Origin of the sequence: Methylocystis bryophila, from assembly GCF_027925445.1 — a bacterium.
GTDB lineage: Bacteria > Pseudomonadota > Alphaproteobacteria > Rhizobiales > Beijerinckiaceae > Methylocystis > Methylocystis bryophila.
Window position 1 is genome coordinate 1741834 of the sequence record NZ_AP027149.1, and the last position, 26193, is coordinate 1768026.

36 protein-coding genes are annotated in these 26193 nt (G+C 62.2%); 26 read left to right on the forward strand and 10 right to left on the reverse strand.

From position 1 onward, the window contains the following. Nucleotides 1-107: 107 nt before the first annotated feature. The 3 genes from QMG80_RS08175 to QMG80_RS08185 form a co-directional block, all read right to left on the reverse strand. Nucleotides 108-2117 (reverse strand): acetyl-CoA carboxylase biotin carboxylase subunit, encoded by a 2010-nt coding sequence (locus QMG80_RS08175; protein ID WP_085772374.1) that lies wholly within the window; start codon nucleotides 2115-2117, stop codon nucleotides 108-110. Between the two features lie 13 nt (nucleotides 2118-2130). Next, nucleotides 2131-2766: an ATP-dependent Clp protease proteolytic subunit gene (locus QMG80_RS08180; RefSeq protein ID WP_085772375.1), complete on the reverse strand. Its 636-nt coding sequence runs from the start codon at nucleotides 2764-2766 to the stop codon at nucleotides 2131-2133. Between the two features lie 271 nt (nucleotides 2767-3037). Then, complete coding sequence (locus QMG80_RS08185; protein ID WP_085773753.1) at nucleotides 3038-3430, reverse strand: GtrA family protein; 393 nt, start codon at nucleotides 3428-3430, stop codon at nucleotides 3038-3040. A 426-nt stretch (nucleotides 3431-3856) separates the two neighbouring features. Between QMG80_RS08185 and QMG80_RS08190 the strand changes: the two genes are divergently transcribed. Beyond that, complete coding sequence (locus QMG80_RS08190) at nucleotides 3857-5980, forward strand: AarF/UbiB family protein (RefSeq protein WP_199768981.1); 2124 nt, start codon at nucleotides 3857-3859, stop codon at nucleotides 5978-5980. Between the two features lie 594 nt (nucleotides 5981-6574). Here QMG80_RS08190 and QMG80_RS08195 read toward each other — a convergent pair. The 7 genes from QMG80_RS08195 to QMG80_RS08225 all read right to left on the reverse strand — a co-directional run bounded on the left by QMG80_RS08195 (nucleotide 6575) and on the right by QMG80_RS08225 (nucleotide 11527). Continuing rightward, nucleotides 6575-7531 carry a tyrosine-type recombinase/integrase gene (locus QMG80_RS08195; RefSeq protein WP_085772376.1) on the reverse strand — a complete coding sequence of 319 codons (957 nt, stop codon included), beginning with the start codon at nucleotides 7529-7531 and terminating at the stop codon, nucleotides 6575-6577. Further along, entirely contained in the window at nucleotides 7528-8016 is a 489-nt protein-coding gene (locus QMG80_RS08200; RefSeq protein WP_085772377.1) for a hypothetical protein, read from the reverse strand. The genes QMG80_RS08195 and QMG80_RS08200 overlap by 4 nt, the downstream gene beginning before the upstream one ends. A gap of 598 nt (nucleotides 8017-8614) precedes the next feature. Further along, nucleotides 8615-9430, reverse strand: coding sequence for a CHAT domain-containing protein (locus QMG80_RS08205; protein WP_158658810.1), 816 nt, complete (start codon nucleotides 9428-9430; stop codon nucleotides 8615-8617). A gap of 64 nt (nucleotides 9431-9494) precedes the next feature. After that, nucleotides 9495-9827: a hypothetical protein gene (locus QMG80_RS08210; protein ID WP_085772379.1), complete on the reverse strand. Its 333-nt coding sequence runs from the start codon at nucleotides 9825-9827 to the stop codon at nucleotides 9495-9497. Nucleotides 9828-10383: 556 nt separating this feature from the next. Next, complete coding sequence (locus QMG80_RS08215) at nucleotides 10384-10593, reverse strand: hypothetical protein (RefSeq protein WP_085772380.1); 210 nt, start codon at nucleotides 10591-10593, stop codon at nucleotides 10384-10386. 195 nt (nucleotides 10594-10788) lie between these two features. Beyond that, complete coding sequence (locus tag QMG80_RS08220) at nucleotides 10789-10950, reverse strand: hypothetical protein (RefSeq protein WP_158658811.1); 162 nt, start codon at nucleotides 10948-10950, stop codon at nucleotides 10789-10791. Between the two features lie 145 nt (nucleotides 10951-11095). After that, nucleotides 11096-11527: a hypothetical protein gene (locus QMG80_RS08225; protein WP_158658812.1), complete on the reverse strand. Its 432-nt coding sequence runs from the start codon at nucleotides 11525-11527 to the stop codon at nucleotides 11096-11098. A 500-nt stretch (nucleotides 11528-12027) separates the two neighbouring features. Here QMG80_RS08225 and rpsL point away from each other — a divergent pair, with 500 nt between their 5' ends. From rpsL to rplO, 25 genes are all read left to right on the forward strand, one after another. Beyond that, nucleotides 12028-12399 (forward strand): 30S ribosomal protein S12, encoded by a 372-nt coding sequence (gene rpsL, locus QMG80_RS08230; RefSeq protein ID WP_085772384.1) that lies wholly within the window; start codon nucleotides 12028-12030, stop codon nucleotides 12397-12399. Between the two features lie 12 nt (nucleotides 12400-12411). Next, nucleotides 12412-12882: a 30S ribosomal protein S7 gene (gene rpsG / locus QMG80_RS08235; RefSeq protein WP_085772385.1), complete on the forward strand. Its 471-nt coding sequence runs from the start codon at nucleotides 12412-12414 to the stop codon at nucleotides 12880-12882. 27 nt (nucleotides 12883-12909) lie between these two features. Further along, the gene (gene fusA / locus QMG80_RS08240; protein WP_085772386.1) at nucleotides 12910-14979 is read left to right on the forward strand and encodes an elongation factor G; all 2070 of its coding nucleotides are present in this window, start codon (nucleotides 12910-12912) and stop codon (nucleotides 14977-14979) included. Between the two features lie 46 nt (nucleotides 14980-15025). Next, nucleotides 15026-16216, forward strand: coding sequence for an elongation factor Tu (gene tuf / locus QMG80_RS08245; RefSeq protein ID WP_085772126.1), 1191 nt, complete (start codon nucleotides 15026-15028; stop codon nucleotides 16214-16216). Between the two features lie 118 nt (nucleotides 16217-16334). Then, nucleotides 16335-16643 carry a 30S ribosomal protein S10 gene (gene rpsJ / locus QMG80_RS08250; RefSeq protein WP_085773755.1) on the forward strand — a complete coding sequence of 103 codons (309 nt, stop codon included), beginning with the start codon at nucleotides 16335-16337 and terminating at the stop codon, nucleotides 16641-16643. 43 nt (nucleotides 16644-16686) lie between these two features. After that, on the forward strand, nucleotides 16687-17418 hold the full coding sequence (gene rplC, locus QMG80_RS08255; protein WP_085772387.1) for a 50S ribosomal protein L3: 732 nt from the start codon (nucleotides 16687-16689) through the stop codon (nucleotides 17416-17418). 4 nt (nucleotides 17419-17422) lie between these two features. Further along, complete coding sequence (gene rplD / locus QMG80_RS08260; RefSeq protein WP_085772388.1) at nucleotides 17423-18043, forward strand: 50S ribosomal protein L4; 621 nt, start codon at nucleotides 17423-17425, stop codon at nucleotides 18041-18043. Next, the gene (locus tag QMG80_RS08265) at nucleotides 18040-18336 is read left to right on the forward strand and encodes a 50S ribosomal protein L23 (RefSeq protein ID WP_085772389.1); all 297 of its coding nucleotides are present in this window, start codon (nucleotides 18040-18042) and stop codon (nucleotides 18334-18336) included. The genes rplD and QMG80_RS08265 overlap by 4 nt, the downstream gene beginning before the upstream one ends. Before the next feature lie 23 nt (nucleotides 18337-18359). After that, a complete protein-coding gene (gene rplB / locus QMG80_RS08270; protein ID WP_085772390.1) occupies nucleotides 18360-19199 on the forward strand; it encodes a 50S ribosomal protein L2 in 840 nt (279 codons plus the stop codon). A 3-nt stretch (nucleotides 19200-19202) separates the two neighbouring features. Next, complete coding sequence (rpsS, locus tag QMG80_RS08275) at nucleotides 19203-19481, forward strand: 30S ribosomal protein S19 (protein WP_085772391.1); 279 nt, start codon at nucleotides 19203-19205, stop codon at nucleotides 19479-19481. Nucleotides 19482-19485: 4 nt separating this feature from the next. Continuing rightward, on the forward strand, nucleotides 19486-19872 hold the full coding sequence (gene rplV / locus QMG80_RS08280; protein ID WP_085772392.1) for a 50S ribosomal protein L22: 387 nt from the start codon (nucleotides 19486-19488) through the stop codon (nucleotides 19870-19872). Nucleotides 19873-19882: 10 nt separating this feature from the next. Next, on the forward strand, nucleotides 19883-20638 hold the full coding sequence (gene rpsC / locus QMG80_RS08285; protein WP_085772393.1) for a 30S ribosomal protein S3: 756 nt from the start codon (nucleotides 19883-19885) through the stop codon (nucleotides 20636-20638). Between the two features lie 30 nt (nucleotides 20639-20668). Further along, nucleotides 20669-21082 (forward strand): 50S ribosomal protein L16, encoded by a 414-nt coding sequence (gene rplP / locus QMG80_RS08290; protein WP_085772394.1) that lies wholly within the window; start codon nucleotides 20669-20671, stop codon nucleotides 21080-21082. Nucleotides 21083-21094: 12 nt separating this feature from the next. Then, nucleotides 21095-21307, forward strand: coding sequence for a 50S ribosomal protein L29 (rpmC, locus tag QMG80_RS08295; protein WP_085772395.1), 213 nt, complete (start codon nucleotides 21095-21097; stop codon nucleotides 21305-21307). Nucleotides 21308-21316: 9 nt separating this feature from the next. Next, nucleotides 21317-21559 (forward strand): 30S ribosomal protein S17, encoded by a 243-nt coding sequence (rpsQ, locus tag QMG80_RS08300; RefSeq protein WP_085773756.1) that lies wholly within the window; start codon nucleotides 21317-21319, stop codon nucleotides 21557-21559. An 83-nt stretch (nucleotides 21560-21642) separates the two neighbouring features. Then, complete coding sequence (gene rplN, locus QMG80_RS08305; RefSeq protein WP_085772396.1) at nucleotides 21643-22011, forward strand: 50S ribosomal protein L14; 369 nt, start codon at nucleotides 21643-21645, stop codon at nucleotides 22009-22011. Then, the gene (gene rplX, locus QMG80_RS08310; RefSeq protein WP_085772397.1) at nucleotides 22011-22328 is read left to right on the forward strand and encodes a 50S ribosomal protein L24; all 318 of its coding nucleotides are present in this window, start codon (nucleotides 22011-22013) and stop codon (nucleotides 22326-22328) included. The genes rplN and rplX overlap by 1 nt, the downstream gene beginning before the upstream one ends. Next, the gene (gene rplE, locus QMG80_RS08315) at nucleotides 22321-22998 is read left to right on the forward strand and encodes a 50S ribosomal protein L5 (protein ID WP_085772398.1); all 678 of its coding nucleotides are present in this window, start codon (nucleotides 22321-22323) and stop codon (nucleotides 22996-22998) included. Before rplX ends, rplE begins: the two co-directional genes overlap by 8 nt. A 45-nt stretch (nucleotides 22999-23043) precedes the next feature. Then, entirely contained in the window at nucleotides 23044-23349 is a 306-nt protein-coding gene (gene rpsN / locus QMG80_RS08320; RefSeq protein ID WP_085772399.1) for a 30S ribosomal protein S14, read from the forward strand. 13 nt (nucleotides 23350-23362) lie between these two features. Then, nucleotides 23363-23761, forward strand: a complete 399-nt coding sequence (gene rpsH, locus QMG80_RS08325; protein ID WP_085772400.1) for a 30S ribosomal protein S8 — start codon at nucleotides 23363-23365, stop codon at nucleotides 23759-23761. Between the two features lie 34 nt (nucleotides 23762-23795). Beyond that, nucleotides 23796-24329 (forward strand): 50S ribosomal protein L6, encoded by a 534-nt coding sequence (gene rplF / locus QMG80_RS08330; RefSeq protein WP_085772401.1) that lies wholly within the window; start codon nucleotides 23796-23798, stop codon nucleotides 24327-24329. 11 nt (nucleotides 24330-24340) lie between these two features. Beyond that, entirely contained in the window at nucleotides 24341-24703 is a 363-nt protein-coding gene (gene rplR, locus QMG80_RS08335; RefSeq protein ID WP_085772402.1) for a 50S ribosomal protein L18, read from the forward strand. Between the two features lie 72 nt (nucleotides 24704-24775). Continuing rightward, nucleotides 24776-25348, forward strand: coding sequence for a 30S ribosomal protein S5 (gene rpsE / locus QMG80_RS08340; RefSeq protein WP_085772403.1), 573 nt, complete (start codon nucleotides 24776-24778; stop codon nucleotides 25346-25348). Between the two features lie 14 nt (nucleotides 25349-25362). Beyond that, nucleotides 25363-25554: a 50S ribosomal protein L30 gene (gene rpmD, locus QMG80_RS08345; RefSeq protein WP_085772404.1), complete on the forward strand. Its 192-nt coding sequence runs from the start codon at nucleotides 25363-25365 to the stop codon at nucleotides 25552-25554. Nucleotides 25555-25567: 13 nt separating this feature from the next. After that, nucleotides 25568-26047 carry a 50S ribosomal protein L15 gene (gene rplO / locus QMG80_RS08350; RefSeq protein WP_085773757.1) on the forward strand — a complete coding sequence of 160 codons (480 nt, stop codon included), beginning with the start codon at nucleotides 25568-25570 and terminating at the stop codon, nucleotides 26045-26047. The last annotated feature ends 146 nt before the right edge of the window (nucleotides 26048-26193 follow it).

Genomic DNA, 26193 nt, shown 5'->3' on the forward strand with positions numbered 1-26193 from the left:
CGGGAGGCTATGGGACGGGACCCGCGCGCCAAGTCAAAAACCTAGAGCATGTCCTGACCGAAATACCGCTTCGCGCTTTTCCGTGACAGGCTCTAGGCCTCCCCGCCTCACGCGAATTCCATGATCACCGCGTCGACCGCGAGGCTGTCGCCCGGCTTGGCGAGGATCTTCTTGACCGTCGCATCGCGTTCGGCGCGCAGCACGTTCTCCATCTTCATCGCCTCGACCATGCAGAGGGCTTCGCCCGCCTTGATCTCCTGGCCCTCCTTCACGTCCATGGTCTTGACGAGGCCCGGCATCGGGCAGAGCAAGAATTTGGCGGCGCCCGTGTCCTTCTTCTTCGGCATGAAGGCGGCGAGCTCCGCCTCGCGCTGCGTGTAAACGCGCGCTGCGACCCCCACGCCTTGATGCGAGAGCTCATAGCCGTTCAGGATCGGCCGGGTCTGCACGAAGACAGGCTTTCCGTCGACGGAGCCTTCGAAGACAAGATCGCCGGGGCGCCATTGCGATGTGACGCGATGCTGGCGCTCCTCTTCTCCGGCGAAGCGCACGAGCAGATCTTCGTCCTGAGCTAAGACCGAGACGAAGAAGCGCTGGTCGCCCAAAAGGCAAACGCGGTTGCGCTCAAATTGAACCGGCGCGCCGTGCCTGAGTTGGCCGGAGACCTGGCGTTTGCGCTCATTGCCGATGTGGTCCATCAAGGTCGCGACGCTCGCCAGCTGATGCGCGAGCTCGCCTTTGGGCTCCTGCGGCGCGAAGCCGCCCGGATATTCCTCCGCGATGAAGCCTGTCGAGAGCTCGCCGGAACGCCAGCGCTCATTCATCATCAGCGAAGAGAGGAAAGGAATGTTCTGGCGGATGCCGTCGATCACGAAACGATCGAGCGCGTCGGCCTGCGCATTGATCGCAGCAAGCCGGTTCGGCCCATGCGTCACCAGCTTGGCGATCATCGGATCGTAATGGATCGAGATTTCGCGGCCCTCGGTGACGCCTGTATCGTTACGCACCGTGATCCCTTCCGCGCTTTCTTCGTGCGGGGGGCGGTATTTGACGAGCCGGCCGATCGACGGGAGGAAATTGCGGGTCGGGTCTTCCGCATAGATGCGGCTCTCCACGGCCCAACCCTTGATGGTGACGTCCTTCTGGCGAAGTTCCAGCGGGAGGCCCGCCGCGACGCGGATCATCTGCTCGACCAAGTCGATGCCGGTGATGAGCTCGGTCACCGGATGCTCGACCTGCAGACGCGTGTTCATCTCGAGGAAATAGAAGCTCTTGTCCTGGCCGGCGACGAATTCGACCGTGCCGGCTGAATCATAGTCGACGGCCTTGGCCAGCGCCACGGCCTGCGCGCCCATCTCTGCGCGCGTCTTTTCATCCAGCAGCGGCGAGGGCGCCTCCTCGATGACCTTCTGGTTGCGCCGTTGAATCGAACATTCGCGCTCATTGAGATGGATCACGTTCCCGTGCTTGTCGCCGAGCACCTGGATCTCGATGTGTCGCGGATTGACGATGAACTTCTCGATGAAGACGCGGTCATCGCCGAAGGAGGAGGCCGCTTCCGAACGCGCCCGGGTGAAGCCCTCGACGACCTCATCGGCCTTATAGGCGATGCGCATGCCTTTTCCGCCGCCGCCCGCCGAAGCCTTCAGCATGACGGGATAGCCGATCTCATTGGCGATCTTGACCGCCTCCTCGCCGTCCTTGATGACGCCGAGGTGGCCGGGAACGACATTGACCTTGGCTTTCGCGGCGAATTTTTTCGACTCGATCTTGTCGCCCATCGCTTCGATTGCGCGCGGATTGGGGCCAATAAAGACGATTCCCTCGTCCGCGAGCGCCTTGGCGAAGGCGGCGCGCTCGGAAAGGAATCCATAGCCCGGGTGAACCGCCTCCGCGCCCGTCTGCTTGCAGGCTGCGATAATCTTGTCGATCAGCAGATAGGACTGCGCCGCCGGCGGCGGCCCAAGATGGACCTTCTCGTCGGCCATCTCGACATGCAGCGCGTCCTCGTCCGCGTCCGAATAGACCGCGACGGTGGCGATGCCCATCTTGCGGGCAGTCTTGATGACGCGGCAGGCGATCTCGCCGCGATTGGCGATCAGAATCTTACGAAACATGCGTGATTAACCCTCAGGCTTTGGCTTCAACTTCCTCGTCGGGTCGCTTCGCCTGAACATGATCGACGATGCCGAACTCCTTGGCCTCTTCCGCCGACATGAAATGATCGCGATCGAGCGTCTTCTCGATCAGGTCATAATCCCTGCCCGTGTGCCGAACGTAGATTTCGTTCAGGCGCCGCTTGACCTTCAAGATGTCTTCGGCGTGGCGCTGAATGTCAGAGGCCTGGCCCTGGAAGCCGCCCGAGGGCTGATGCAGCATCACGCGCGCGTTCGGCAGCGCATAGCGCAGCCCCGCCTCGCCGGCGCAGAGCAGAAGCGAGCCCATCGACGCCGCTTGGCCCACGCAGAGCGTCGAGACCTTCGGCTTGATGAACTGCATCGTGTCGTAGATCGCGAGCCCCGAGGTCACGACGCCGCCGGGCGAGTTGATGTAGAGAAAAATCTCTTTCTTCGGGTTTTCCGATTCGAGGAAGAGGAGCTGCGCCGTGATGACCGACGCCATGTGGTCCTCGACGGGACCCGTCAGAAAGATGATGCGTTCGCGCAGCAGGCGCGAGTAGATGTCGAAGCCGCGCTCGCCGCGCGACGTGTTCTCGATGACCTGCGGGATGAGGTACTGGTTGTAAGTGTCGACCGGATCACGCATCGCTTTGAACCTCTCGTTCCTCTGGCCGCGCCGCGCCGGCCATCGCCCTCCCCGCCGTCGCGCCGTTCAGCAAGGAACGGCGCAGCCGGCGTTGTGCGACGGCCCGATGGAGCGCTGAGCCTGGCTCCCTCGCTCCGCAATGTCCGTTCCAAGAACGGGCGCCCGCCGGGGCGCATCAGGGCGGAAAAGGGCTGCGGAGGGCATAAAGTGGAGCAGAGCACTAGTCACATTTGGCTCCATCGGCAAGTCGCAAATGGGAGCGCCGCCGGCCTCATCGGCCCATGGGCAGGTGGGCGAAGGTCCAGAGCCGATTGATCGCGAAAGTAACGAACATGATGAGAATCGTCGTCAGGAGCTGCGCCGGCAGGTAGGGCGCGCCGAGGCGCTCGACGAAAAGGCGCATCAAGACAAAGGTGAGGCCGAAGCCGATCAGCGCGACCAAAGCGAAGCGCCAGACGGCCTCCCGGTGCGGGCGCTCGCTCGCGAAAGTGTGGCGGCGGTTTAGCCGATAGGAGACAATCCCGCCGATGACATAACCCACGAGCGCCGCCCGCACAGGAGGGACGGCCGCAAGCTCCACGAGCGCGACAAGCGCCGAGTAATGCGCGAGCGACGCGAAGACGCCCACGAGCGCATAGGTCGACAGCTGGCGGGGCAGGGTCATGCGAAGGGCTCCGGCGCGATCAGGCAAATCTCCGCGCGCCCATTTCCGCGGAGCGTGCGAGCGGAGCATCGATGTCTTTAAGTCGCACGCGTCCGCTCGAAAAGACCCTTCCTCGACGCCATGGGTTTTGTGGCTTGTGCCGCGGTGCGATTGTGGGCAAAGTCGTGACGTTCCCGGCCAGCCGGCTCGAGCGCGATGCGAAAAAATGGAAACCGGTTATTCGCACAGATCGCGCTCTAAGCTTTTAGAATCGATCACGTTTTCTGCGTTCGGGCGATTCCCCCGAAACGCAGCGTGATCTCCTGAAACCGCCACGAGGGCGGACGAGGCGTTGGCTTCGACAGCGCGCTCAAAGAGGAGTTCTTAAAGCTCTTCCGCTTGCGGGCGCTCTCGAAAGGGCGGCTGCTCCCGAGGGATAGATTTCACATGCATGATGCGGACACGTTGAACGCGGGTCTTTCCCAGGCGGCCACGAACCGCTCGTCGTCGACTCCGCCGATGGGCGAGGGTCCTGTTCGACGCGTGATGATCGCCGTCGACGGGTCGCAAACCTCTGATCGCGCGGCGCGCTGGGCGGCGCTTTTCGCCGATCTCTACGGCGCCGAGCTCCTCGTCGTGCAAGTGATCGTCCCGCAGGATCGAAGCGCCTCGACGGCCAGCGCCGCCGATCACGCGCGCGCCGACGCCGCCCGCGCCGAGCTTCCAGCCTATGCGCGGAGCCTCGCGGGCGAGCGCGGCCGGGGGCTGGTGTTCATTGATCCGGACCCGGCGGGGGCGATCATCGCCGCCTCCAAGCAAGAGGCCGTCGACGTGCTCGTCGTCGGCAATCTGGGCATGACGGGACGGAAAGAGTTTCTGCTCGGCAACGTCCCGAATCGAATCAGCCATAACGCCCGCTGCACCGTGATTATTGTGAACACGGCGCGGGAGGACGCCGCGCCGAAGCTCGCGCCCCGCGCGGTTGAGGAGGAGCCCCCGCAGCCCCGGCGCGCCGCGCGCGGCGCAAATATCGCTGCGATCGCCGCCAAGCACGGGCTCAGGGAGCTTTTCAACAGGCCCGACCCGGACGGAGCCACCGGCCGGCGACGGCAGGCCAAACGGCTGCGCGCCGCGCTGGAGGAGCTCGGGCCGACCTTTTCCAAGCTCGGGCAAATCCTTTCGACGCGCCCGGATCTCCTGCCGCCGGAGTTCATCTCCGAGCTCGCCTCGCTGCAGAACAAAATGCCGCCGATGAGCGAGGCCGAGGTCGTCTCGGTGATGGAGAAGGAGCTCGGCGTTCCCTGGGAGGACGTGTTCCACGCGATCGAGTCGAAGCCCCTCGCCGCCGGCACCATCGGCCAGGTGCATCGCGCGACGCTCGTCGGCGGCGAGCGAGTCGTCGTCAAAGTCCAACGGCCGTCCGCCCGCGGAGAGATCGAGCAGGACCTCGCGCTCTTCGAGGCCTTCGCGACGGAAGCCGGAGGTCGCCGGCGCCTGCAGAAAGTCATGGACGTCAAGAGCGTGTTTCAGCAGCTCTCGCAATCGCTGCAGCGCGAGCTCGATTTTTCGCAGGAGGCGGCCAATCTCGAACGCATGGCCGAGGTCGTCGCCTCTTATGACCGTCTCGCCGTTCCCGCCGTCTACAAGAGGCTTTCGACGCCGCGGCTTCTGGTCATGGAGGAAGTGCAGGGCGAGCCGGTCGCCCATGCGCCGGAGGGCTCCAATCGAGCGGCCGCCGCGCGTCAGCTTCTCGAGAGCTTCTATAAGCAAATCGTCGTCGACGGATTTTTCCACGCCGATCCGCATCCGGGCAATTTGATGTGGTGGAAGGACCGCATCTATTTTCTCGACCTCGGAATGGTGGGCGTGCTCGACGGCGACCTGCGCGAGCAGCTCATGCTGCTGCTCATGGCCTTTTGGCAGGAGGACGCGCAGTTCTTGACCGACGTCACCTTCATGCTCTCCGGGGACTTCGACTCCTCCCGCCTCGAGCCTCAGCGCTATCAGGCGGAAATCGGCGGGCTGATGGCGAAATATCGCAAAGCCGGCCTCGCCGAGATGCAGATCGGTCCGATCCTGCAGGAGATGACCGGGATCGCCATGAGCCATGGCGTGCCGCTGCCGGCCTCGCTTACCCTCGTCGGCAAGGCGTTCGCTCAGGTGCAGCTTGCAACGGCGCAGCTCGACCCGACGATCGACCCCTTCGACGTCGCGGGACAGTTTTTGCAGCGCGCGATGCTGAAAGCGGCGCGGGAGAAGCTGAGCACGAAGACGATGCTCTACGAAGCCCAAAAGCTCAAAGTCCGCGCCGCCCGCTTCTTCGAGACGGTCGAGAAGCTGATCGGCGCGCGGCCCGGGCAGAATCTCGAGGTGAAGTTCCTCGCCCATTCGCTCGAGGAAGGCGTGCGGCGGACGGGCCGGCAACTCACCTTCGGGATGATTGCGACCGCGAGTCTGTTTTCTGCAGGCTTCACCGCCGGCTCGCCGGAGCATTGGCCGCCGATCGCCTTCGGGCTTGTCGGCGCGGTTCTGACGCTCTTCCTGCTCGTCGATATGGCGCGCGGACGGTGAGTCTGAGGGCATTGAGCACGACCCCAGGCCACGTCATGGCCGGCCTTGTGCCGGCCATCCACGCCACGCCGCCGCGCAGACATTCAGGCCCGCCTATTTCTTTGAGCGCCCGTTGAGGCGTCAGCGCGTGGATGCCCGCGACAAGCGCGGGCATGACGGGGCGAGAATTTCCCGGGCTCGGCAAATGCCTCCTCACCCGCCTCGTAGCGCCAACCGCTCCAACGCCCAGGCCGGAAGCTGCATAACGACGCCGACGAGCGCGCGTTCAACTTTATAGAGCAAGGCGCGCAGGCGGCGGGGCATGTGTTCTCCATGAGTAAACTGCGTAATGAGCGCGCGCCGCCTCTACCTGCGCCCCAGCGACGGGAAGCAAGGGCTGCCGCGCGCTTTGCGGAAACCCCACAATATCACCTCGAGCACGTCCAAGCCTCGCCTTTGCCGTAGGAGCGGTCGGCGCTTCCCCTGTCATCTACTTGATATTCGATTATTTTCAGTAAGGTATAGCTGCCGTCGAAACCTGCGAAGGCGTCGTGCATGTGCAGCAACACAACGGAATATTACGCAAAGTGTGATGAAACTGCTGCGAGCTGACGCTCAAATCAGCACGCGCTCCACCTCGTCGAGGGTCACTTCCTCCGCTCTTCGATCATAGAGCTGCGTTGTGCGCGTCGAGGCATGGTTCGCCATCTGCGCGGCGCGCTCAAGCGTGCCGCCGTTCTTCAGATAGGCGGTGACGCCCGTGGCGCGAAAGGTGTGATTGCTGACGCGCGTGGTGATTCCGGCGGCTTTGGCGCGCCGCTGTATCATCGCATAGGCGTTGGCTTGGGGCAGGGGATTGCCGGTAAGCTGGCCGGTCGCGCGGCTGTACGTCTGAAATAGCAACGCCTTCGGCCCATTCGCCAGCCCCGCGCCGTAGATATATTCGTGAAGGTAGGCCTCTAAATTATGATGGCAGGGCATGGCGTGTTGCTTGCCGCCCTTCTCGTGCAAGCGCACCCATAGCCGCCGGTTCTGCGCATACACGTCATCAACGCGCATGCCGATCGCCGCCCCGATGCGCGCAAAGGAATAGACCATGAGGCCGATCAGCGCGCGGTCGCGCAGGCCGATGATGGTCGTCGCATCAATCGCGTCGATGAGCTGCCGAGCCTCCTGCGGGTCGAGCACGGGCGTCTTGCCGCGCCGCACGATGTGACGCGGCCCGCGCACGGCGCTCGCGGGATTGGTGGGCATGATTTGGCCAACGACAAGCCAATCGAACAAGTGGCGCAGCGCCGCGAGGCGCAGTTTGGCGGTCGGCGCGGAGCGCGCCTTGGCGAGCTGCTCGATATAGGCGGCGACATGCACGCTCTCGACCGCCGTGATGTTTGTGACGCCGCGCGCCTCCAGCCAATCGAAGAATTCGACGGCGGCGCGCGCATAGGCGCGGCGCGTGTTCGGGTTGCGGATGTTGGCGGTGAAGAATTCAAAGAAGCGATAGGAGGCGCGCTCGCCGACGGCGGCGATGAGGGCAGGGGCGCGGTCGCCGATTATGAGGACGAGCTGATTCATTTTGGCTTATCCGTCTTTGCCCACTCCGCCCGCATGTCTCGAAGAGTACCGATCCTCTTGTAGCCATCAACGATAATTCTGACGCCAGCGAAGAAGCCGATGAACCCAGCGTAATTTGGTTGCTGGATGCTGTAGCCCGCGACCGCAGCACCGAAGAGGATTTCACCGGGCGCATAAAGAGGATGGGCGAGGAATTCTCGAAATCCGAAAAGGACGCCCGCTAGAATTAAACCGCCAATTCCAACCAAGATATTCGCATAAGGACGATGCGTGACCGCAGCTTCGGCAATTCCTTTTACGATCGTTGGAACATCGACATGGAAGCTAGCTATCACGCCACCAAAGAACAGCAGCTGAAGGGCTACGGCAATCAACGTTGCAACCGCTCCCATTTCAGGGGTGGGCGCGGGCGGATTCCGTTTACGCTCCTCCTCCATCTCCGCGACCACGTCTCGGAGCGATTGTCGTAAGTCCGCACCAGCCATTTAACTCTCCGACAACATGTATGATAAAAGACATTATCATATATTTAGAGCCAGAGCGAAGCAAGAGATGACGCGGCGAGGTCTGGATCGAGGAGTTAGGCCTTGGTCTTGGCCTCTTGAACGGACGTTGGGGCACCCCACATAGGCACCGTCAACGAAATAGTCGGAGCGTGTCTGGGAGACCACCAACCGGACGACAGGTAAAAAAACTCCCAACCGCTGGCCTAGCGCGCGTGCCGCCTACACCAAGGGACCCACGCGCAGCAGACAGGAGACCACCATGAAAATGGTGCTCTTTGTCGAAGCCAGCCGGCCGTGCGGTAGGGTCTATCGCGTCGGCGTCGGGTGCGAATTGCCCCCAGCGCTGGTATCGACCCTAATCCTTGTGATCGCGCGGCTGTTCTGAAGGAAAAGGCACTCCGGCAACGGGGTGCCTTTTTCTTTGAGGAAGCGCGAGGGCCGCATTTTCGTGCCTATCTTTTGCATAGCGCAAGCCTCTGATTTTTAAGGCTCCGGCGCGCGTCCCGAAAGTCTTGAGTTCTGCACCAATGGAAAGGTTTACCACCCTGTGCCGTGATGTCCAGCACCGAAGGTTGTGCTATGGACGCTTGGGACGCTTGGCGCGCCCGTTTACCAAAACAACCGACTCGGCCGTTACGTTTTGTCGGGTCATCAACTCGGGCGTTTCCTCTTCCTGGATTCCTTCCAATATTATGGCTGCCTTCCCTTGATCAAATGCATCCTTCACCGAGCGCCCGAACCCTATTGCGCGATAGAAGGAGGCCGCAAAGATGATAGCGGCATCATCACCAATCGCGTGCGTCATACCGATTGCACAGTCGATCTCTGCCGTGATTGCCTCAGCCTGCGGTCGCGAAAAACACGCATTCAGGAGGACAATACGGATATTATCCTTGAGGGTGCGGAATAGACCGATTAACGCCTCCTTGCTCACGGGCTTGGCGTTGCCAAGCTTGTCGAGCAAGATAATCTCTTCCGCCGGACTGCCGTGACCGCTGAAATGCACGATGTGCGGCTTGTGCTGGTTGAGGGACTGAAGCAGGTCATCTGGACGAACCGCCCACTTGGTAATGAATTCCAAGGAGTCGCGAAATTGAGCGGCACGGATTTTTTCTTCAATCTCCCGCGCCTCTTTAGTAAGGCTCAACTCAGTTGTGCCATTCGGATTAGCAGCGAAGAACAGGATCTTGATTTTTTCCATGATTTCCTTGCCCTCTGATCGCATGTATGTTTTATATGCTTGCAAAGTCCTAAATATGTATTTTTTTGTCAGACGGCAACCATCCTCAAGACACCATTCTTCCTCGATAATAGCGACAGGAGCGTCACGACGACTAGCCAATTGTTCGAGTAAACGATTAATCTTCTGAACATCTCTCTCTTTCGGCGGCATTCAAAAAAACCCGGCACTCTCTTTAGAGTGCCGGGTATATCACCGATATCCGTCGGAGAAAACGCTACGCTAAGATGGCGTCTTCCCCCTTTCGGGAAATCAAGGTTGATTCAACCTCAACCTTTTTGCGCTGAACGACTCTCGGCTGGACGACTCTTGCTGGATGCCTTTTGCGCTGGGCACCTATAAGAGCGGGAGTCTGGATTTCCTTGTAGGTCTTTCCAGCTTCGTCGACAGCGGCGATAATCCTGCCATTTTGAGCTTCTTTCGCCGCCCACCCAAGCAACATCAGAGCATTTTCGACGACATCCTTCTTAGTCTGAAGGTCGCACATCCGCATTAGCGTCTCCACGAGTTCGTCGTGGGTCTCGCTCAAGTCCAGATGAAGGCGCGCCATTGATAATCTCCCGTCTTGGCTAGGGTGAAGCCTCCAATATAACCACTTCCTCTGTGGGAGGGTCTTGTGGGGCTTCCCCTTCGCTCTTTGATAGCAACTCGATCACTTGCTCAAGCGTCTCAACTTTAGACATCACCCGATCTTTACGAAACCCTTGCAGCGAACTTTCGGTCTCCATGACCGCCTCCGACGTGTCTTGGCGATGAGCGTGGACATTATAATATCCCCCTTAGGTTGGAGCTTAAGCTTGAGCTTGACTTGCCTGAGCTTTAGCTAAGTGCTTCACTCGCCTCTCTGAGGCTGCGCGCATTATGGACAAAAAATGCGCATTGTCAACCACTTTCATGCGCATGAACAGCGGCGCGCGTTTTCGCAAGGGGTTACGCGGAATCGAGCGCGGTAGGGACGCAAGTTACCGTCAGCCGATGGCACTGTTGCATTGCCGGAAAATCGGCCGAAGCGAGCCGAGAAGCGCCCACAAAATCAGTGGCCGATTTTGAGAATTTTCGCCCAAACCGGCTTAATGCAACAGAGCCCGCGAAAGTCGCATAAGGCTTTAAACCGCGACACCCTGCGCGCGTAGCCTCTCCGCGCGCGCTAGCCATTCGTCGAGCGCCGCCTGACTGTCGAAAGCCATAAAGCCGCCCATGACTCTGGCGAAGCGGATAGCCCAAGGCGGCGCGTCCTGCTCGGCTTCCTTGCGAGTGCTGACTTTGCGGGTGCTGAATTGCTTGCGGTCTCTGTCGGGAATGAAGACGGCGCGCACGAATGCCTCATCTCAAAAGCGTGAGGTCGTGCGGGTCGGCTCCCGCCGCGCGCAAGTCCTCAATCGTCAAACCCAGAGAGGCCAAAACCCTCTTGGCAAGGGCGGGTTCCTTGTGCGTTTCCGCGAGTTCGCCCAAAGCACAAGCTATCCCCTGCAATCGCGCGTCGCCTTGAATGCGTGGTGGTTTCGTCAAGTCTACCATTGTTGATGAATCCAATCGTCTTCTTCGCTCTGGCGCTGCTCCGGCGTCATTCTGGCGCGTCGCCTGTCTTCGGCCTTGGCCATAAGCCAAAGCAGTCCAGCAAGAGCGGCCAGAGAGAGGGGAATAAATAGAATGTTCTGAAGCGTTTCTGACATTTTACTTTGCCAAGGGGACGGAAAGCATCAAAGACTGATAATCAGGGACGGTTATATTCAAAATCTAGCTGGTTTTCGGCTTCATGGCGAAGGATTTTTGCGCGGAAAAGGCCGCGCCCCTGCGGACGCGGCCTCGCGCCGTTCGCTACCCGCTGCGGAAGTCTCCGGCCGACAACCATCCGAATGACGGCGCGCCGTGGTGATCGGGGCTCCACACGACCCAGCAATAGCGATGCCGCGTGAAAACGTCGGGAGCCTGCCCGTAGCGATGCTCTGGCCAGCACACGACGGCGTCGATCGCGTAAATCCGCGCCGGTCGGTTGCGCTGCCAGAATGCCGTCCGGCTCGGATGGCAAAGCGAGGCCAGATTGAGCAGCAAGGCGGTTTTCCCGCCGGTCTGCCGAGTCAACGCCAAAGCCTTCAGCGTGAGGCGTCGGCAAGCCCGCGCCCATAGGGCGGGTTGGCGACGATATGGCGCGCGCGGAGTCTGCTGGGCGAGACAATTAACGCCACTTTCGCCGAACCCGTAAGCGTAACGAGCCGTGATGACTACCTGATGTCCGGCGGCGGAAAGCACTTTGGAGATGGCGCCTTCGCCGGCGTCGCCGGCGCGGAAAACGCCATTTACTCAACGTTTCTGAAAGGCAAGCACTTGGCGCAAGCCGTGAATGGATGGGATGACATCGCCCCAGCCTTGGCCAACATGCGAGGCCGATCATCGAATTTCTCAATAAATTTCTTCCTCCCCGCCCCAATCTCCGCTTGACCGTGTCAAAACTCCCGCTTAATACGAGCCCTGCTTTCGACTGGCTGTAGCGCCACGCCGTCAGAGACGACTCGTCTCAGACACTTCGGTGCTAAACGCTGTCGCCTTGCCTGTGAACGCCACTCGGTTGGTAATCGCTCCCGCGCCTCTTGGGGTTCGGGTCAGGAAGGCACGATCCCGAACTCACCTTCGGGATCCTCTGCATTGAAAGCGCCTCGGCCGCCAATCGGCCGAGCGCGCCATTATCGTTTGCGCCTAATGGCGCAGGCGAAACCTTGAGACACCCATTCGCACCCGCGAAGGAACGCTTGATGCCGACGATCAGCCAGTTGATCCGCAAGCCGCGGCAACCGAAGACATACCGCGAGAAGGCCCGCCACCTCGGCGCCTGTCCGCAGAAGCGCGGCGTATGCACGCGCGTCTATACGACGACCCCGAAGAAGCCGAACTCGGCGCTCCGCAAGGTCGCCAAGGTTCGCCTCACCAACGGCTTCGAGGTCATCGGCTACATTCCCGGCGAGGGTCATAACCTCCAGGAGCACTCGGTGGTCATGATCCGCGGCGGCCGCGTCAAGGATCTGCCCGGCGTGCGTTATCACATTCTGCGCGGCGTCCTCGACACGCAGGGCGTCAAGGACCGTAAGCAACGCCGTTCGAAATACGGCGCGAAGCGTCCGAAGTAAGGAGCGCAGGTCATGTCGCGACGTCACAAAGCCGAGAAGCGGGAAGTCATCGAGGACGCCAAATTTGGCGATCTGGTTCTCGCGAAATTCATGAACTCGATCATGTACGACGGCAAGAAGTCCGTCGCCGAGTCGATCGTCTACGGCGCGTTCGACCAGATCGAGGCGAAGGCGAAGACCGATCCGCTCGGCGTCTTCAAGGCTGCGCTCGAAAATGTCGCGCCCTCGATCGAGGTGCGCTCGCGGCGCGTCGGCGGCGCCACCTATCAGGTGCCGGTCGAGGTCCGCAACGAGCGTCGGCAGGCTCTGGCGATCCGTTGGATCATCACGGCCGCGCGCGGTCGCAACGACAAGACCATGGTCGATCGCCTCTCGGCGGAGCTGCTCGACGCTTCGAACAATCGTGGCGCTGCGGTCAAAAAGCGCGAGGATACGCACCGGATGGCGGAAGCCAACCGCGCCTTCTCGCATTATCGCTGGTAACCCCCCGACTCTCCTGAGGACGACTCCATGCCCCGTTCCCATCCGATCGAGGACTACCGCAACTTCGGCATCATGGCCCACATCGATGCGGGCAAGACGACGACGACCGAACGCATCCTCTACTACTCCGGCAAGAGCCACAAAATCGGCGAGGTGCATGAAGGCGCCGCGACGATGGACTGGATGGAGCAGGAGCAGGAGCGCGGCATCACCATCACCTCCGCCGCGACGACGACTTTCTGGAACGGCAAGCGCCTGAACATCATCGACACGCCCGGCCACGTCGACTTCACGATCGAGGTCGAGCGCAGCCTGCGCGTGCTCGACGGCGCCGTTTGCGTGCTCGACGGCAACCAGGGCGTCGAGCCGCAGACCGAGACCGTCTGGCGTCAGGCCGATAAGTACAAGGTTCCGCGCATTGTCTTCGTCAATAAGATGGACAAGATCGGCGCAGACTTCTTCCGCTGTGTGAAAGAGATCGAGACGCGCGTCGGCGGCCGGCCGGTCTGCGTCCAGCTGCCGATCGGCTCCGAGAACAATTTCAAGGGCGTGATCGACCTTATCCGTATGAAGGCCGTCGTTTGGGAAGACGAAGGTCTCGGCGCAAAATATCACGACGAAGAAATCCCGGCCGAGCTCCTCGATCAGGCCAAGGAATATCGCACGCATCTGATCGAGGCGGCGGTCGAGCTCGATGACGACGCGATGGGCGCCTATCTCGACGGCCAGGAGCCGGACGACGACACGCTGCGCCGCCTGATCCGCCTCGCCGTGCAGAAGATCCACTTCGTGCCGGTCTTCTGCGGCTCGGCCTTCAAGAACAAGGGCGTGCAGCCGCTGCTGGACGCCGTCGTCTATTATCTGCCCTCGCCGATCGACAGAGAAGCCATCAAGGGCGTCGACATGGACTCGGGCGCGGAGATCGTGCGCAAGCCCTCCGACGACGAACCCTTCTCCATGCTCGCTTTCAAGATCATGGACGACCCCTTCGTCGGCACGATCACCTTCTGCCGCGTCTATTCCGGCAAGATCGAGTCCGGCTCGACGGTGATCAACTCGACCAAGGACAAGAAAGAGCGGGTTGGCCGCATGCTGCTCATGCACGCCAACAACCGCGAGGACATCAAGGAAGCCTACGCCGGCGACATCGTGGCGCTCGCGAGCTTGAAGGACACCCGCACCGGCGACACGCTCTGCGATCCGCAGAAGTCCGTGATCCTCGAGCGCATGGAGTTCCCCGAGCCCGTCATCGAGATCGCGATCGAGCCGAAGTCGAAGGCCGATCAGGAGAAGCTCGGCGTCGCGCTTTCGAAGCTCGCCGCCGAAGATCCGTCCTTCCGCGTCACGACCGATCAGGAAAGCGGCCAGACCATCCTCAAGGGCATGGGCGAGCTGCATCTCGACATCAAGGTCGACATTTTAAAGCGCACCTACAAGGTCGACGCCAATATCGGCAAGCCGCAGGTGGCCTATCGCGAGCGCCTCTCGAAGCGCGCCGAGATCGACTACACGCATAAGAAGCAGACCGGCGGCACCGGCCAGTTCGCGCGTGTGAAAATCATCTTTGAACCGAACGAGCCCGGCGTCGGCAACACCTTCGAGAGCCAGATCGTCGGCGGCGCGGTGCCGAAGGAGTACATCCCCGGCGTGGACAAGGGGATTCAGTCGGTCGTTGGTTCCGGCGTCCTCGCGGGCTTCCCGGTGGTCGACCTCAAGGCGACGCTCATCGACGGCGCCTTCCACGACGTCGACTCTTCGGTCTTGGCCTTCGAGATCGCCTCGCGCGCCGCGACGCGTGAAGCGCTGCAAAAGGGCGGCTCGGTGTTGCTCGAGCCGATCATGAAGGTCGAGGTTGTGACGCCCGAAGAATATACGGGCTCCGTCATCGGCGACATCAATTCCCGCCGCGGACAGATTCAAGGCCAGGATATGCGCGCGAACGCCGTCGTGATCGACGCCATGGTGCCGCTCGCCAACATGTTCGGCTACGTCAACCAGTTGCGCTCCTTCACGCAAGGCCGCGCCAACTACACGATGCAGTTTTCTCACTACGAGCAGGCGCCGGACAGCGAGCTGAAGAAGCTTTCGCCCAAGTAAACCGGACCACTCAGCACCTAACGTCGGAACGACCAAGGAGACGGCCATGGCCAAGGAAAAGTTCTCACGCACGAAGCCGCACTGCAACATTGGGACGATCGGTCACGTGGACCACGGCAAGACGTCGCTGACGGCGGCGATCACCAAGGTTCTGGCGGAGACGGGCGGAGCGACGTTCACGGCCTACGATCAGATCGACAAGGCTCCGGAGGAGCGAGCGCGCGGCATCACGATCTCGACGGCTCATGTCGAATATGAGACCTCGAAGCGGCATTACGCGCATGTCGACTGCCCCGGCCACGCCGACTATGTGAAGAACATGATCACGGGCGCGGCGCAGATGGACGGCGCGATCCTGGTGGTCTCGGCCGCCGACGGCCCGATGCCGCAGACGCGCGAGCACATCCTTCTGGCGCGCCAGGTGGGCGTTCCGGCGCTGGTGGTGTTTTTGAACAAGGTCGACATGGTCGACGATCCGGAGCTGCTCGAGCTGGTGGAGCTCGAGGTTCGCGAGCTGCTCAGCAAATATGAGTTCCCGGGCGACGACATTCCGATCACGAAGGGGTCGGCGCTGGCGGCGCTGGAGAACAAGACGCCCGAGATCGGCCATGACGCGATCCTCGCGCTGATGAAGACGGTCGACGACTATATTCCGCAGCCGGAGCGTCCGAAGGATCAGCCGTTCCTGATGCCGGTGGAAGACGTGTTCTCGATCTCGGGCCGCGGCACGGTGGTGACGGGGCGCATCGAGCGCGGCGTGATCAAGGTCGGCGAGGAAGTGGAGATCGTGGGCATCCGTCCGACGTCGAAGTCGACGGTGACGGGCGTCGAGATGTTCCGCAAGCTGCTGGACCAGGGCGAGGCGGGCGACAACGTGGGTTGCCTGCTGCGCGGCACGAAGCGCGAGGAAGTGGAGCGCGGACAGGTTCTGTGCAAGCCCGGCACGGTGAAGCCGCACACGAAATTCAAGGCGGAAGCCTACATCCTGACGAAGGAAGAGGGCGGGCGTCACACGCCGTTCTTCACGAATTACCGTCCGCAATTCTACTTCCGCACGACGGACGTGACGGGCGTGGTGACTCTGCCGGAAGGCGTTGAGATGGTGATGCCGGGCGACAACATCTCGATGGAGGTGGCGCTGATCGTTCCGATCGCCATGGAGGAGAAGCTGCGCTTCGCCATCCGCGAAGGCGGCAGAACCGTCGGCGCCGGCGTCGTCGCCAGCATCATCGAATAAGGATCATGGACCGCGAGTCAAAGTGGCTCGCATTCGGCATGAAGCGAGCCGCGGGCCTCTTGGGCCGCGGCTCGGAGAGGGCGATCCCGTCGGATCGCGGTCCATCGAGGAAGAGACTATGAACGGTCAGAACATCCGGATTCGTCTCAAGGCGTTCGATCACCGGATTCTCGATACGTCGACGAAGGAAATCGTCTCGACGGCCAAGCGCACGGGCGCGCAGGTTCGCGGCCCGATTCCGCTGCCGACGCGTATCGAGAAGTTCACGGTGAACCGCTCGCCGCATGTCGACAAGAAGTCGCGTGAGCAATTCGAGATCAGGACGCACAAGCGGGTTCTCGACATCGTCGATCCCACGCCGCAGACAGTGGACGCTCTCATGAAGCTCGACCTCGCCGCAGGCGTCGACGTTGAGATCAAGCTGTAAGAAGACAACCGGGCGCAAGAGCGCCTTGCGAAGGAAGTAAGCCATGCGATCGGGCGTTATCGCGCAAAAGGTCGGAATGACCCGCATCTTCAACGATGCGGGCGAGCATGTGCCGGTGACGGTGCTGAAGCTCGACGGCTGCCAGGTCGTCGCCCATCGTACCAAGGAGCAGAACGGCTACACGGCCGTGCAGCTCGGCGCGGGCCGGGCGAAGGTGAAGAATGTGTCGAAAGCCGAGCGTGGCCGTTTCGCGGTCGCCAAGGTCGAGCCGCGCATGAAGCTCGTCGAGTTCCGTGTGGACGAGGAGAGTCTCCCGCCGATCGGAGCGGAGATCACCGCCGATCACTTCGTCGTCGGCCAATATGTCGACGCGACCGGCACCACGATCGGCAAGGGCTTCGCCGGCCCGATGAAGCGTTGGAACTTCGGCGGCTTGCGCGCGACGCACGGTGTCTCGGTCTCGCATCGCTCGCATGGTTCGACCGGCGGCCGTCAGGATCCCGGCAAGACCTTCAAGAACAAGAAGATGGCCGGCCACATGGGCGTGGATCGCGTCACCACGCTCAATCTGAAAGTGGTGCGCACCGACGTGGAGCGGGGCCTTGTCATCGTGCAGGGCGCTGTGCCCGGCCACGCCGGCGGGTGGATTTATCTCCGCGACGCGATCAAGCGGGCGCTCCCGGCCGAAGCGCCGAAGCCTGGCAAGTTCCGGGTCGCGGAGTCGGCGGCCGAAGCGCCTGCGCCGCAAGAGTCGCAAGAGAAGACGGAGGACTGACCCCTTGAAACTCGACGTCATCTCCTTTGATGGACAGTCGGCCGGCTCGATCGAGCTTTCCGACGCGGTCTTCGGCCTCGAGCCGCGCCCGGACCTCATCGCGCGCATGATCCGCTGGCAGCTCGCCAAGCGCCGGGCTGGCACCCATGCGGTCAAGAACCGCGCGGATATCGCGCGCACTGGCGCGAAAATGTATAAGCAAAAGGGCACGGGCGGCGCTCGCCACGGCTCCAAGCGCGCGCCGCAATTCGTCGGCGGCGGCCGAGCGTTCGGTCCGCAAGTGCGCAGTCACGAGCACGATCTCAACAAGAAGGTGAAGGCGCTTGCGCTTCGGCATGCGCTCTCCGCCAAGGCCAAGGACGGCGCCATCGTCGTCTGGGAGAACGCGCAGCTCGACGCCCCCAAGACCAAGGTTTTGAAGGCCGGCTTCGATAAGACGGGGATCACAAGCGCGCTGATCATCGACGGCGGCGCGCTGCAGGAGAACTTCGCGCTCGCGGCGCGAAACATTCCGAAGGTCGACGTGCTGCCGGTCGAAGGCGTCAACGTTTATGACATCCTGCGTCGCGAGAAGCTGGTCCTGACCCGCTCGGCGGTGGACGCGCTGGAGGCGCGGCTGAAATGAGCAAGAACCCGAGTCATTACGACGTGATCGTCGCGCCGGTCGTCACCGAGAAGGCCACGACCGCGGCAGAGCACAATCAGTTCGTTTTCGAGGTCGCGCGCAAGGCGACGAAGCCGCAAATCAAAGCGGCGATCGAGGGCCTCTTCGACGTGAAGGTCGTCGGCGTCAACACGCTCGTGACCATGGGGAAGACCAAAGCTTTTCGCGGCGTTCGCGGCAAGCAGAGCGACGTGAAGAAAGCAGTCGTGACTCTGGCTGATGGCCATAAGATCGACGTGACGACCGGACTGTGACGGAAGGCTGAGAGGATGCAATCATGGCGCTGAAGACATTCAAGCCGGTCACGCCGAGCCTTCGTCAGCTCGTCATCGTCGACCGCAAGGACCTGTATAAGGGCAAGCCGGTAAAGACGCTGACCGAGGGGAAGAGCTCGAAGGGCGGCCGCAACAACGCAGGTCGAGTGACCGTGCGCTTCCGTGGCGGCGGCCATAAGCAGGCCTATCGTCTTGTCGACTTCAAGCGCCGCAAGGCCGACGTGCCGGCAAAGGTCGAGCGCCTTGAATATGATCCGAACCGCACGGCCTTCATCGCCTTGATCCGCTATCAGGACGGCGAGCTGTCCTACATTCTCGCGCCGCAGCGACTCGCCGTCGGCGACGTGGTGATCTCCGGCCAGCAGGTGGACGTCAAGCCCGGCAATGCGATGCCGATTGCCAATATTCCGGTCGGCACGATCATCCATAATGTCGAAATGAAGATCGGCAAGGGCGGAGCGATCGCGCGTTCGGCTGGCACCTATGCGCAGATCGTCGGCCGTGATCAGGGATATGTGATTCTCCGCCTCAACTCCGGCGAGCAGCGTCTGGTGCACGGACAATGCTTCGCAACGGTGGGGTCGGTTTCTAATCCCGATCACATGAACATCTCCATCGGCAAGGCGGGTCGTTCGCGCTGGCTTGGGCGTCGACCGCACAACCGCGGCGTCACGATGAACCCGATCGACCATCCGCATGGCGGCGGCGAGGGCCGCACCTCGGGCGGCCGGCATCCTGTCACGCCCTGGGGCAAGCCGACCAAGGGCAAGAAGACTCGCAGCAACAAGGCGACCGATCGATTCATCGTGTCCTCGCGGCATGTCAAGAAGAAGAAGGGCTGATCCATGGCGCGTTCAATCCGGAAAGGTCCGTTCGTCGACGGCTATCTGCTCAAGAAGGCCGAAGCCTCGCGCGCGTCCGGCCGCTCGGAAGTCATCAAGATCTGGAGCCGCCGCTCCACGATCCTTCCGCAATTCGTGGGCCTCACCTTTGGCGTGCATAACGGTCACAAGCACATTCCCGTCAACGTCAGCGAAGACATGATCGGGCACAAGTTCGGCGAATTTGCTCCGACGCGCACCTTCCATGGCCACGCGGCGGACAAGAAGGCGAAGAGAGGCTAAGCGGATGTCGAAGGAAAAGAATCCGCCGAGATTGGGCGAGAACGAGGCGAAGGCGGTGGCGCGCATGCTGCGCGTCTCCCCGCAAAAGCTCAATCTGCTCGCGCAGCTCATCCGCGGCAAGAAGGTCGAGCGCGCGCTCGCCGATCTCGAATTCTCGAGAAAGCGCAGCGCCCTCGACGTACGCAAGACGCTGGAGAGCGCGATCGCCAACGCCGAGAACAATCACGATCTCGACGTCGATGATCTCATCGTGGCGCAGGCTTTCGTCGGCAAGGACATGGTGATGAAGCGGCATCAGGCCAGGGCGCGCGGCCGCGCCGGACGCATCGAGAAGCCTTTCGCCAATCTCACGATCATCGTGCGCGAAGTCGCCACGCAGTCACAGGCCTGAGGAGCGCGTCATGGGTCAGAAGGTCAATCCGATCGGGCTGCGCCTCGGCGTCAACCGAACCTGGGATTCCCGTTGGTTCGCAGCCAAGAACGAATACGGCAAGCTGCTGCACGAGGACATGGCGATCCGCGCGGCGATCTCCAAAGCGCTCAAGCAGGCGGCGGTTTCGCGAATTGTTATCGAGCGTCCGCACCGCAAGTGCCGTGTCACGATCTATTCGGCGCGCCCTGGCGTCGTGATCGGCAAGAAGGGCGCGGACATCGAGAAGATCCGCAGGCTCGTCGGCAAGCTCACCACGAGCGAGGTCGTGATCAATATCGTCGAGGTGCGCAAGCCAGAGATCGAGGCGACGCTTGTCGCGGATTCGATCGCCCAGCAGCTCGAGCGTCGCGTCGCCTTTCGCCGCGCGATGAAGCGCGCCGTGCAGTCGGCCATGCGGCTTGGCGCGCAGGGTATTCGCATCAACTGCTCAGGCCGGCTGGGCGGCGCGGAGATCGCTCGCCTGGAATGGTATCGCGAAGGACGCGTGCCGCTGCACACTTTGCGCGCGGACGTGGACTATGGCGTCGCGACGGCGCACACAGCCTATGGAACCTGTGGGATCAAGGTTTGGATCTTCAAAGGCGAGATCCTCGAGCATGATCCGATGGCGCAGGACAAGCGCTTCGCCGAGCAGGGGGGAAGCGATCATCATCATGGCGAGCGTGATCGCGACCGGGATCGGGGTCGTCGGCGCGACCGCGACCGCGACCGCGACGCGGCCTAAGCCCAGCCACGCCTGACGAAAGCACGAACGATGCTGCAACCCAAACGCACCAAATTCCGGAAGGCCTTCAAGGGTCGGATCCGGGGCGCCGCAAAAGGCGGTTTTTTGCTCAACTTCGGCCAGTTCGGTCTGAAGGCGATGGAGCCGGAGCGCATCACCGCGCGCCAGATCGAAGCGGCGCGTCGCGCCATGACGCGCCATATGAAGCGCGCCGGGCGCGTGTGGATCCGCATCTTCCCGGATGTGCCGGTCTCCAAGAAGCCGACCGAGGTGCGCATGGGCAAGGGCAAGGGAGCGCCAGAATTTTGGGCGGTGCGCGTGGCCCCCGGCCGCATCATGTTCGAGATCGACGGCGTGCCGGCGCCTCTCGCTCGCGAAGCGCTCGATCTTGCCGCCGCCAAGCTGCCGATCAAGACGCGCTTCATCCAACGCATTTCGGAGTGAGGATCAAACGCCATGAAGAGCAAGCAGCGCATGTCGGATCTTCGCGCGTTGAGCGAGGATCAATTGAACGATGAGCTCCTGAAGCTGAAGAAGGAGCAGTTCAACCTTCGCTTCCAGCGGGCCACCGGCCAGCTCGAGAACTCCTCCCGCGTGCGCGTCGTCAGACGCGACGTCGCGAGAGTCCAGACGATCGCCGCACAGGCGCGCAGCCATCAGAAGGGTTGATTGAAGGCCATGCCGAAGCGAATTCTCCAGGGCGTCGTCGTCAGCGACAAGCAGCAGAAGACCGTGGTCGTGAAGGTCGAGCGCCGTTTCACGCATCCGCTGCTGCAGAAGACCGTGCGCCGCACCAAAAACTACCACGCTCATGACGAGGCGGGAGCCTTTAAGGTTGGCGACGAGGTCATGATCGAGGAAACAGCCCCGATCTCGAGGCTCAAGCGATGGCGCGTCGTTGAACGTGCAGCCAAGGCTTGAGCGGCGCGGAATAATTTTGGACTCGGCCGTCAGAGCGTCAATCGCGCTGAAGCCCGAAGCGGAACAACCAAGGCGGATATGCCATGATACAGATGCAGACAAATCTCGATGTCGCCGATAACTCCGGCGCGCGACGGGTCATGTGCATCAAGGTGCTGGGCGGCTCGAAACGCAAATACGCGGGCGTGGGCGATATTATCGTCGTCTCGATCAAAGAGGCGATTCCGCGGGGCCGCGTGAAGAAGGGCGACGTGCTGAAGGCCGTCGTAGTGCGCACCGCCAAGGACATTCATCGCGCCGATGGCTCGACGATCCGCTTCGACTCCAATGCCGCGGTTCTGATCAACAATCAGAAGGAGCCGATCGGGACGCGTATCTTCGGACCCGTCCCGCGCGAGCTTCGCGCCAAGAACCACATGAAGATCATCTCGCTCGCGCCGGAGGTGTTGTGATGGCCGCCAAGATCAAAAGAGGCGACAAGGTGGTCGTCATCGCGGGACGCGACAAGGGTCGCACCGGCGAGGTGCTGCGCGTGCATCCCGACGAGGGACGGGCCGTGGTCGATGGCGTGAATCAGGTGAAGCGCCATCAACGCCAGACTCGTGACCGCGAGGCCGGCATCATCACCAAGTCTGCGCCGATCGATCTGTCGAACCTCGCCATAATCGATCCCAAGGACGGCAAACCGACGCGGGTCGGGTTCAAGATTTTGGAAGACGGCCGCAAGGTCAGATTCGCCAAGCGTTCGGGAGAGCTGATCGATGGCTGAGGATAAGAAAGCGAAGAGCGCGGCCAAGAACGCCGACGCGAAGAAGGGCGGCGAGTCCAAGAAGGCCAGGGCGGCTTCTTCTGCAGCGTCGAGCGACGCGCACGAGAAAGCGGAGCTTCCGACCTCTTACGCGCCGCGCCTGAAGAAGCACTTCGAGGAAGTCGTGCGGCCGGCCTTGACGGAACAGTTCGGCTACAAGAACGCGCTGGAAGTGCCGACGATCGACAAGATCGTGCTCAACATGGGCGTGGGCGAGGCGGTCAACGACACGAAAAAGGTCACAGCCGCCGCGGGCGATCTCGCGCTGATCGCCGGGCAAAAGCCCGTGGTGACGCGCGCGCGCAAGGCGATCTCGACCTTCAAGGTGCGCGAGAACATGCCCATCGGCGCAAAGGTGACCTTGCGGAAGACCCGCATGTATGAATTCCTCGACCGTCTGATCACGGTGGCCTTGCCGCGCGTGCGCGACTTTCGCGGGCTCAATCCGAAGTCCTTCGACGGTCGCGGCAATTACGCGCTGGGCATAAAGGAGCACATCGTGTTCCCGGAAATCGACTATGACAAGGCCGAGTCCATCCTCGGCCTCGACGTGATCGTATGCACGACGGCGAAGACCGACGAAGAAGCACGCGCCTTGTTGAAGGCGTTTAATTTCCCGTTCCGGCAGTGAGGGCCCGGCGCCCTCAAACGCGGTAACTGAAGAGGCAGGACGAGTATGGCCAAGAAGAGCGCGGTCGAGAATAATAAGCGCAAGGAGAAGCTCGTGAAGTCGCTCGCCGGAAGGCGGGCGCGGCTGAAGGCTCGCACCAAGGATGAGAGCTTGACGGCGGAAGAGCGTTTCGAGGCGCATCTCAAGCTCGCGGAGCTCCCGCGCAATTCCGCGGCGAATCGGATTCGCAATCGGTGCGAAGTGTCGGGCCGCCCGCGCGCCTACTATCGCAAGCTCAAGATGTCGCGCATCGCATTGCGCGAGCTCGGCTCCCGCGGCCTCGTGCCGGGTCTCGTGAAGTCCAGCTGGTAAGGAGAGCGGAACAATGGCGATCAACGATCCGCTCGGCGATTTGCTGACAAGAATTCGCAACGCGCAAATGCGGCGCAAGGACAAAGTGTCCTCGCCCGGCTCGAAGCTCCGGGCGAACGTCCTCGACGTGTTGAAGGATGAAGGCTACATCCGCGGTTATTCGACCACGGATTTCGGCGACGGCCGCACCGAATTCGAAATCGAGCTTAAGTATTTCGACGGTCAGCCGGCGATTAAGGAAATCGAGCGCGTCTCGCGTCCTGGCCGCCGCGTCTATGCGGATGTCGCGAGCGTCCCGCGCGTCGCCAATGGGCTTGGCGTGATCATCGTCTCGACGTCTAAAGGCGTCATGGCGGATCATGTCGCGCGCGAGAAGAATGTGGGCGGCGAGCTGCTCTGTCGGGTGTTCTAACCCTGCAGGACGACTCTTTAAGGAACGAAAGACCATGTCTCGTATCGGTAAAAAGCCCGTCGTCGTGCCGGCCGGGGTGACCGCCAAGGTCGACGGCCAGCTCGTCACCGTGAAGGGCGCGAAGGGGCAGCTCGAATTTCTCGTCCCCGACGAGGTGTCGGTGGCGCAGGAAGACAACGCCATCAAGGTCGATCCGCGCGGCGACACCAAGCGCGCGCGGGCGCTTTGGGGCACGGCGCGCGCGCGTGTGAACAACATTGTGATCGGCGTGACCAAGGGTTTTGAGAAGAAGCTCGAGATCACCGGCGTCGGCTACCGCGCTGCCGTGCAGGGCAAGAACCTGCAGCTCGCGCTTGGGTACTCGCATGATGTGAATTTTCCGATTCCGGCGGGTCTCACGATCGTGACGCCCAAGCCCACGGAAATCACGATCAGCGGTATCGACAAGCAACAGGTCGGCCAGACCGCTGCGGAGATACGCGCCCTGCGCGGCCCCGAGCCCTATAAGGGCAAGGGCGTGAAATACGTCGACGAATTCATCTTCCGCAAGGAAGGCAAGAAGAAATAAGGATCGGACCGATGTCGAGCAACATAGAGCTGGAAACGCGTCGCAAGCAGCGGGTTCGCCGCGCCCTGCGCGCGCGCGCCTTCGGACGGCCGCGGCTTTCGGTTTTCCGCTCGTCGAAGCAGATCTATGCGCAGATCATCGACGACGAGCAGGGGGTGACCGTGGTGGCCGCCTCCTCGATGGAAAAAGAGAACCGCGAGAAGCTGAAAACCGGGGCGAACATAGAAGCCGCCAAAGAGGTGGGCAAGCTCATCGCAGAGCGCGCCGTCGCCAAGGGCCTGAAGGCCGTGGTGTTCGATCGCGGCGGTTATATGTATCACGGCCGCGTGAAGGCGTTGGCCGAAGGGGCGCGCGAAGGCGGCCTCGAGTTTTAAGGCGCAACCCCGCCGGGGATGTGACGCACGAAGCGAGCGGCCGGGTGGCTGCGTAAGTGACGGAAGAAAAGAATGGCGCGTGAAGCTGAAGGCGGTCGCGGACGCGATCGCGATAGAGAGGATCGCGACAGCGAATTCGTGGACCGGCTGGTTCACATCAATCGCGTCGCGAAGGTCGTGAAGGGCGGTCGCCGCTTCGGCTTTGCCGCGCTCGTCGTCGTCGGCGATCAAAAGGGACGCGTCGGCTTTGGCCACGGCAAGGCGCGCGAAGTGCCGGAGGCGATCCGTAAGGCGACGGACGCCGCGAAACGCGCGCTGATCCGGGTGCCGCTGCGCGAGGGCCGCACGCTGCATCACGATGTGAACGGGCGGCACGGAGCGGGACGCGTCGTGCTGCGCGCCGCGCCCCCCGGCACCGGCATCATCGCCGGCGGCCCGATGCGCGCCGTGTTCGAGACGCTCGGCGTGCATGACGTCGTGGCCAAGAGCCAGGGCTCTTCGAACCCCTACAATATGATCCGAGCGACTTTCGACGCATTGGCGCGCGAAGACTCGCCGCGCGCCGTCGCCGCCCGCCGCACGCTGAAGGTTTCGGCCTTGCAGGCCCGTCGCCACGGCGTTGACGCTGAAGCCGTCGAAGCGTGACGGGAGGAACGCAGATGACGAAGCAAAAGACAGTCACCGTGGAGCAGACGGGAAGCGCGATCGGGCGCCCGGAGCGGCAGCGCCAGACGCTGCGCGGGCTGGGGCTGACGCGCATTGGTCGACGTCGCACCCTCGAAGACACGCCGGCCGTGCGCGGGCTGATCGCCAAGGTCGCGCATCTCATCAAAATCGTCGACGAGAAGTGAGGGCGCAGCGATGGTGAAGCTCAACGACATCTCGGACAATCCTGGCTCCAGCAAGAACCGCATGCGCGTCGGACGCGGCATCGGCTCAGGCAAGGGCAAGACCGGCGGACGTGGCGTCAAGGGCCAGAAGGCCCGCACCGGCGTGGCGGTGAAAGGCTTCGAAGGCGGTCAAATGCCGCTGCATCGTCGCCTGCCGAAGCGCGGCTTCCACAATCCGTTTCCGACGGATTATAACGAAGTGAACCTCGGCCGCATCCAACAGGCTGTGGAGGCCGGAAAGCTCGACGTTCAGGCTGTTGTGACGCAGGACGCGCTTCTCGCGGCGGGCGTGATCAGCAAGCCGCGCGACGGCGTCAAGATCCTCGGCCAGGGCGCGCTTACCGCAAAGCTCGCTTTCGAGGTCGCCGCCGCCTCGAAGGGGGCGATCGCTGCGATCGAGGGCGCGGGCGGCAAGGTGACGCTGCTTGCCAACGCCGCGGCGTCGGCGGAGTAGAAGCGCAGGTCTCGCCCGCCCTTGCGCGGGCGACGCTCGCGCTTATTTTCCTTCTGCCGAAATGGCGCTAGAGCTGTCACGGAAAAGTGCGAAACAGTTTTCCGTGACAGCTCCGAGTTTTTGATCTGGAGCTCAGTCCTTTTCGA

Coding starts and splice junctions, on each gene's coding strand:
- QMG80_RS08175 (WP_085772374.1), bottom strand. CDS start 2,117: ATGTTTCGTAAGATTCTGATCGCCAATCGCGGCGAGATCGCCTGCCGC.
- QMG80_RS08180 (WP_085772375.1), bottom strand. CDS start 2,766: ATGCGTGATCCGGTCGACACTTACAACCAGTACCTCATCCCGCAGGTC.
- QMG80_RS08185 (WP_085773753.1), bottom strand. CDS start 3,430: ATGACCCTGCCCCGCCAGCTGTCGACCTATGCGCTCGTGGGCGTCTTC.
- QMG80_RS08190 (WP_199768981.1), top strand. CDS start 3,857: ATGCATGATGCGGACACGTTGAACGCGGGTCTTTCCCAGGCGGCCACG.
- QMG80_RS08195 (WP_085772376.1), bottom strand. CDS start 7,531: ATGAATCAGCTCGTCCTCATAATCGGCGACCGCGCCCCTGCCCTCATC.
- QMG80_RS08200 (WP_085772377.1), bottom strand. CDS start 8,016: ATGGCTGGTGCGGACTTACGACAATCGCTCCGAGACGTGGTCGCGGAG.
- QMG80_RS08205 (WP_158658810.1), bottom strand. CDS start 9,430: ATGCCGCCGAAAGAGAGAGATGTTCAGAAGATTAATCGTTTACTCGAA.
- QMG80_RS08210 (WP_085772379.1), bottom strand. CDS start 9,827: ATGGCGCGCCTTCATCTGGACTTGAGCGAGACCCACGACGAACTCGTG.
- QMG80_RS08220 (WP_158658811.1), bottom strand. CDS start 10,950: ATGTCAGAAACGCTTCAGAACATTCTATTTATTCCCCTCTCTCTGGCC.
- rpsL (WP_085772384.1), top strand. CDS start 12,028: ATGCCGACGATCAGCCAGTTGATCCGCAAGCCGCGGCAACCGAAGACA.
- rpsG (WP_085772385.1), top strand. CDS start 12,412: ATGTCGCGACGTCACAAAGCCGAGAAGCGGGAAGTCATCGAGGACGCC.
- fusA (WP_085772386.1), top strand. CDS start 12,910: ATGCCCCGTTCCCATCCGATCGAGGACTACCGCAACTTCGGCATCATG.
- tuf (WP_085772126.1), top strand. CDS start 15,026: ATGGCCAAGGAAAAGTTCTCACGCACGAAGCCGCACTGCAACATTGGG.
- rpsJ (WP_085773755.1), top strand. CDS start 16,335: ATGAACGGTCAGAACATCCGGATTCGTCTCAAGGCGTTCGATCACCGG.
- rplC (WP_085772387.1), top strand. CDS start 16,687: ATGCGATCGGGCGTTATCGCGCAAAAGGTCGGAATGACCCGCATCTTC.
- QMG80_RS08265 (WP_085772389.1), top strand. CDS start 18,040: ATGAGCAAGAACCCGAGTCATTACGACGTGATCGTCGCGCCGGTCGTC.
- rplB (WP_085772390.1), top strand. CDS start 18,360: ATGGCGCTGAAGACATTCAAGCCGGTCACGCCGAGCCTTCGTCAGCTC.
- rpsS (WP_085772391.1), top strand. CDS start 19,203: ATGGCGCGTTCAATCCGGAAAGGTCCGTTCGTCGACGGCTATCTGCTC.
- rplV (WP_085772392.1), top strand. CDS start 19,486: ATGTCGAAGGAAAAGAATCCGCCGAGATTGGGCGAGAACGAGGCGAAG.
- rpsC (WP_085772393.1), top strand. CDS start 19,883: ATGGGTCAGAAGGTCAATCCGATCGGGCTGCGCCTCGGCGTCAACCGA.
- rplP (WP_085772394.1), top strand. CDS start 20,669: ATGCTGCAACCCAAACGCACCAAATTCCGGAAGGCCTTCAAGGGTCGG.
- rpmC (WP_085772395.1), top strand. CDS start 21,095: ATGAAGAGCAAGCAGCGCATGTCGGATCTTCGCGCGTTGAGCGAGGAT.
- rpsQ (WP_085773756.1), top strand. CDS start 21,317: ATGCCGAAGCGAATTCTCCAGGGCGTCGTCGTCAGCGACAAGCAGCAG.
- rplN (WP_085772396.1), top strand. CDS start 21,643: ATGATACAGATGCAGACAAATCTCGATGTCGCCGATAACTCCGGCGCG.
- rplX (WP_085772397.1), top strand. CDS start 22,011: ATGGCCGCCAAGATCAAAAGAGGCGACAAGGTGGTCGTCATCGCGGGA.
- rplE (WP_085772398.1), top strand. CDS start 22,321: ATGGCTGAGGATAAGAAAGCGAAGAGCGCGGCCAAGAACGCCGACGCG.
- rpsN (WP_085772399.1), top strand. CDS start 23,044: ATGGCCAAGAAGAGCGCGGTCGAGAATAATAAGCGCAAGGAGAAGCTC.
- rpsH (WP_085772400.1), top strand. CDS start 23,363: ATGGCGATCAACGATCCGCTCGGCGATTTGCTGACAAGAATTCGCAAC.
- rplF (WP_085772401.1), top strand. CDS start 23,796: ATGTCTCGTATCGGTAAAAAGCCCGTCGTCGTGCCGGCCGGGGTGACC.
- rplR (WP_085772402.1), top strand. CDS start 24,341: ATGTCGAGCAACATAGAGCTGGAAACGCGTCGCAAGCAGCGGGTTCGC.
- rpsE (WP_085772403.1), top strand. CDS start 24,776: ATGGCGCGTGAAGCTGAAGGCGGTCGCGGACGCGATCGCGATAGAGAG.
- rpmD (WP_085772404.1), top strand. CDS start 25,363: ATGACGAAGCAAAAGACAGTCACCGTGGAGCAGACGGGAAGCGCGATC.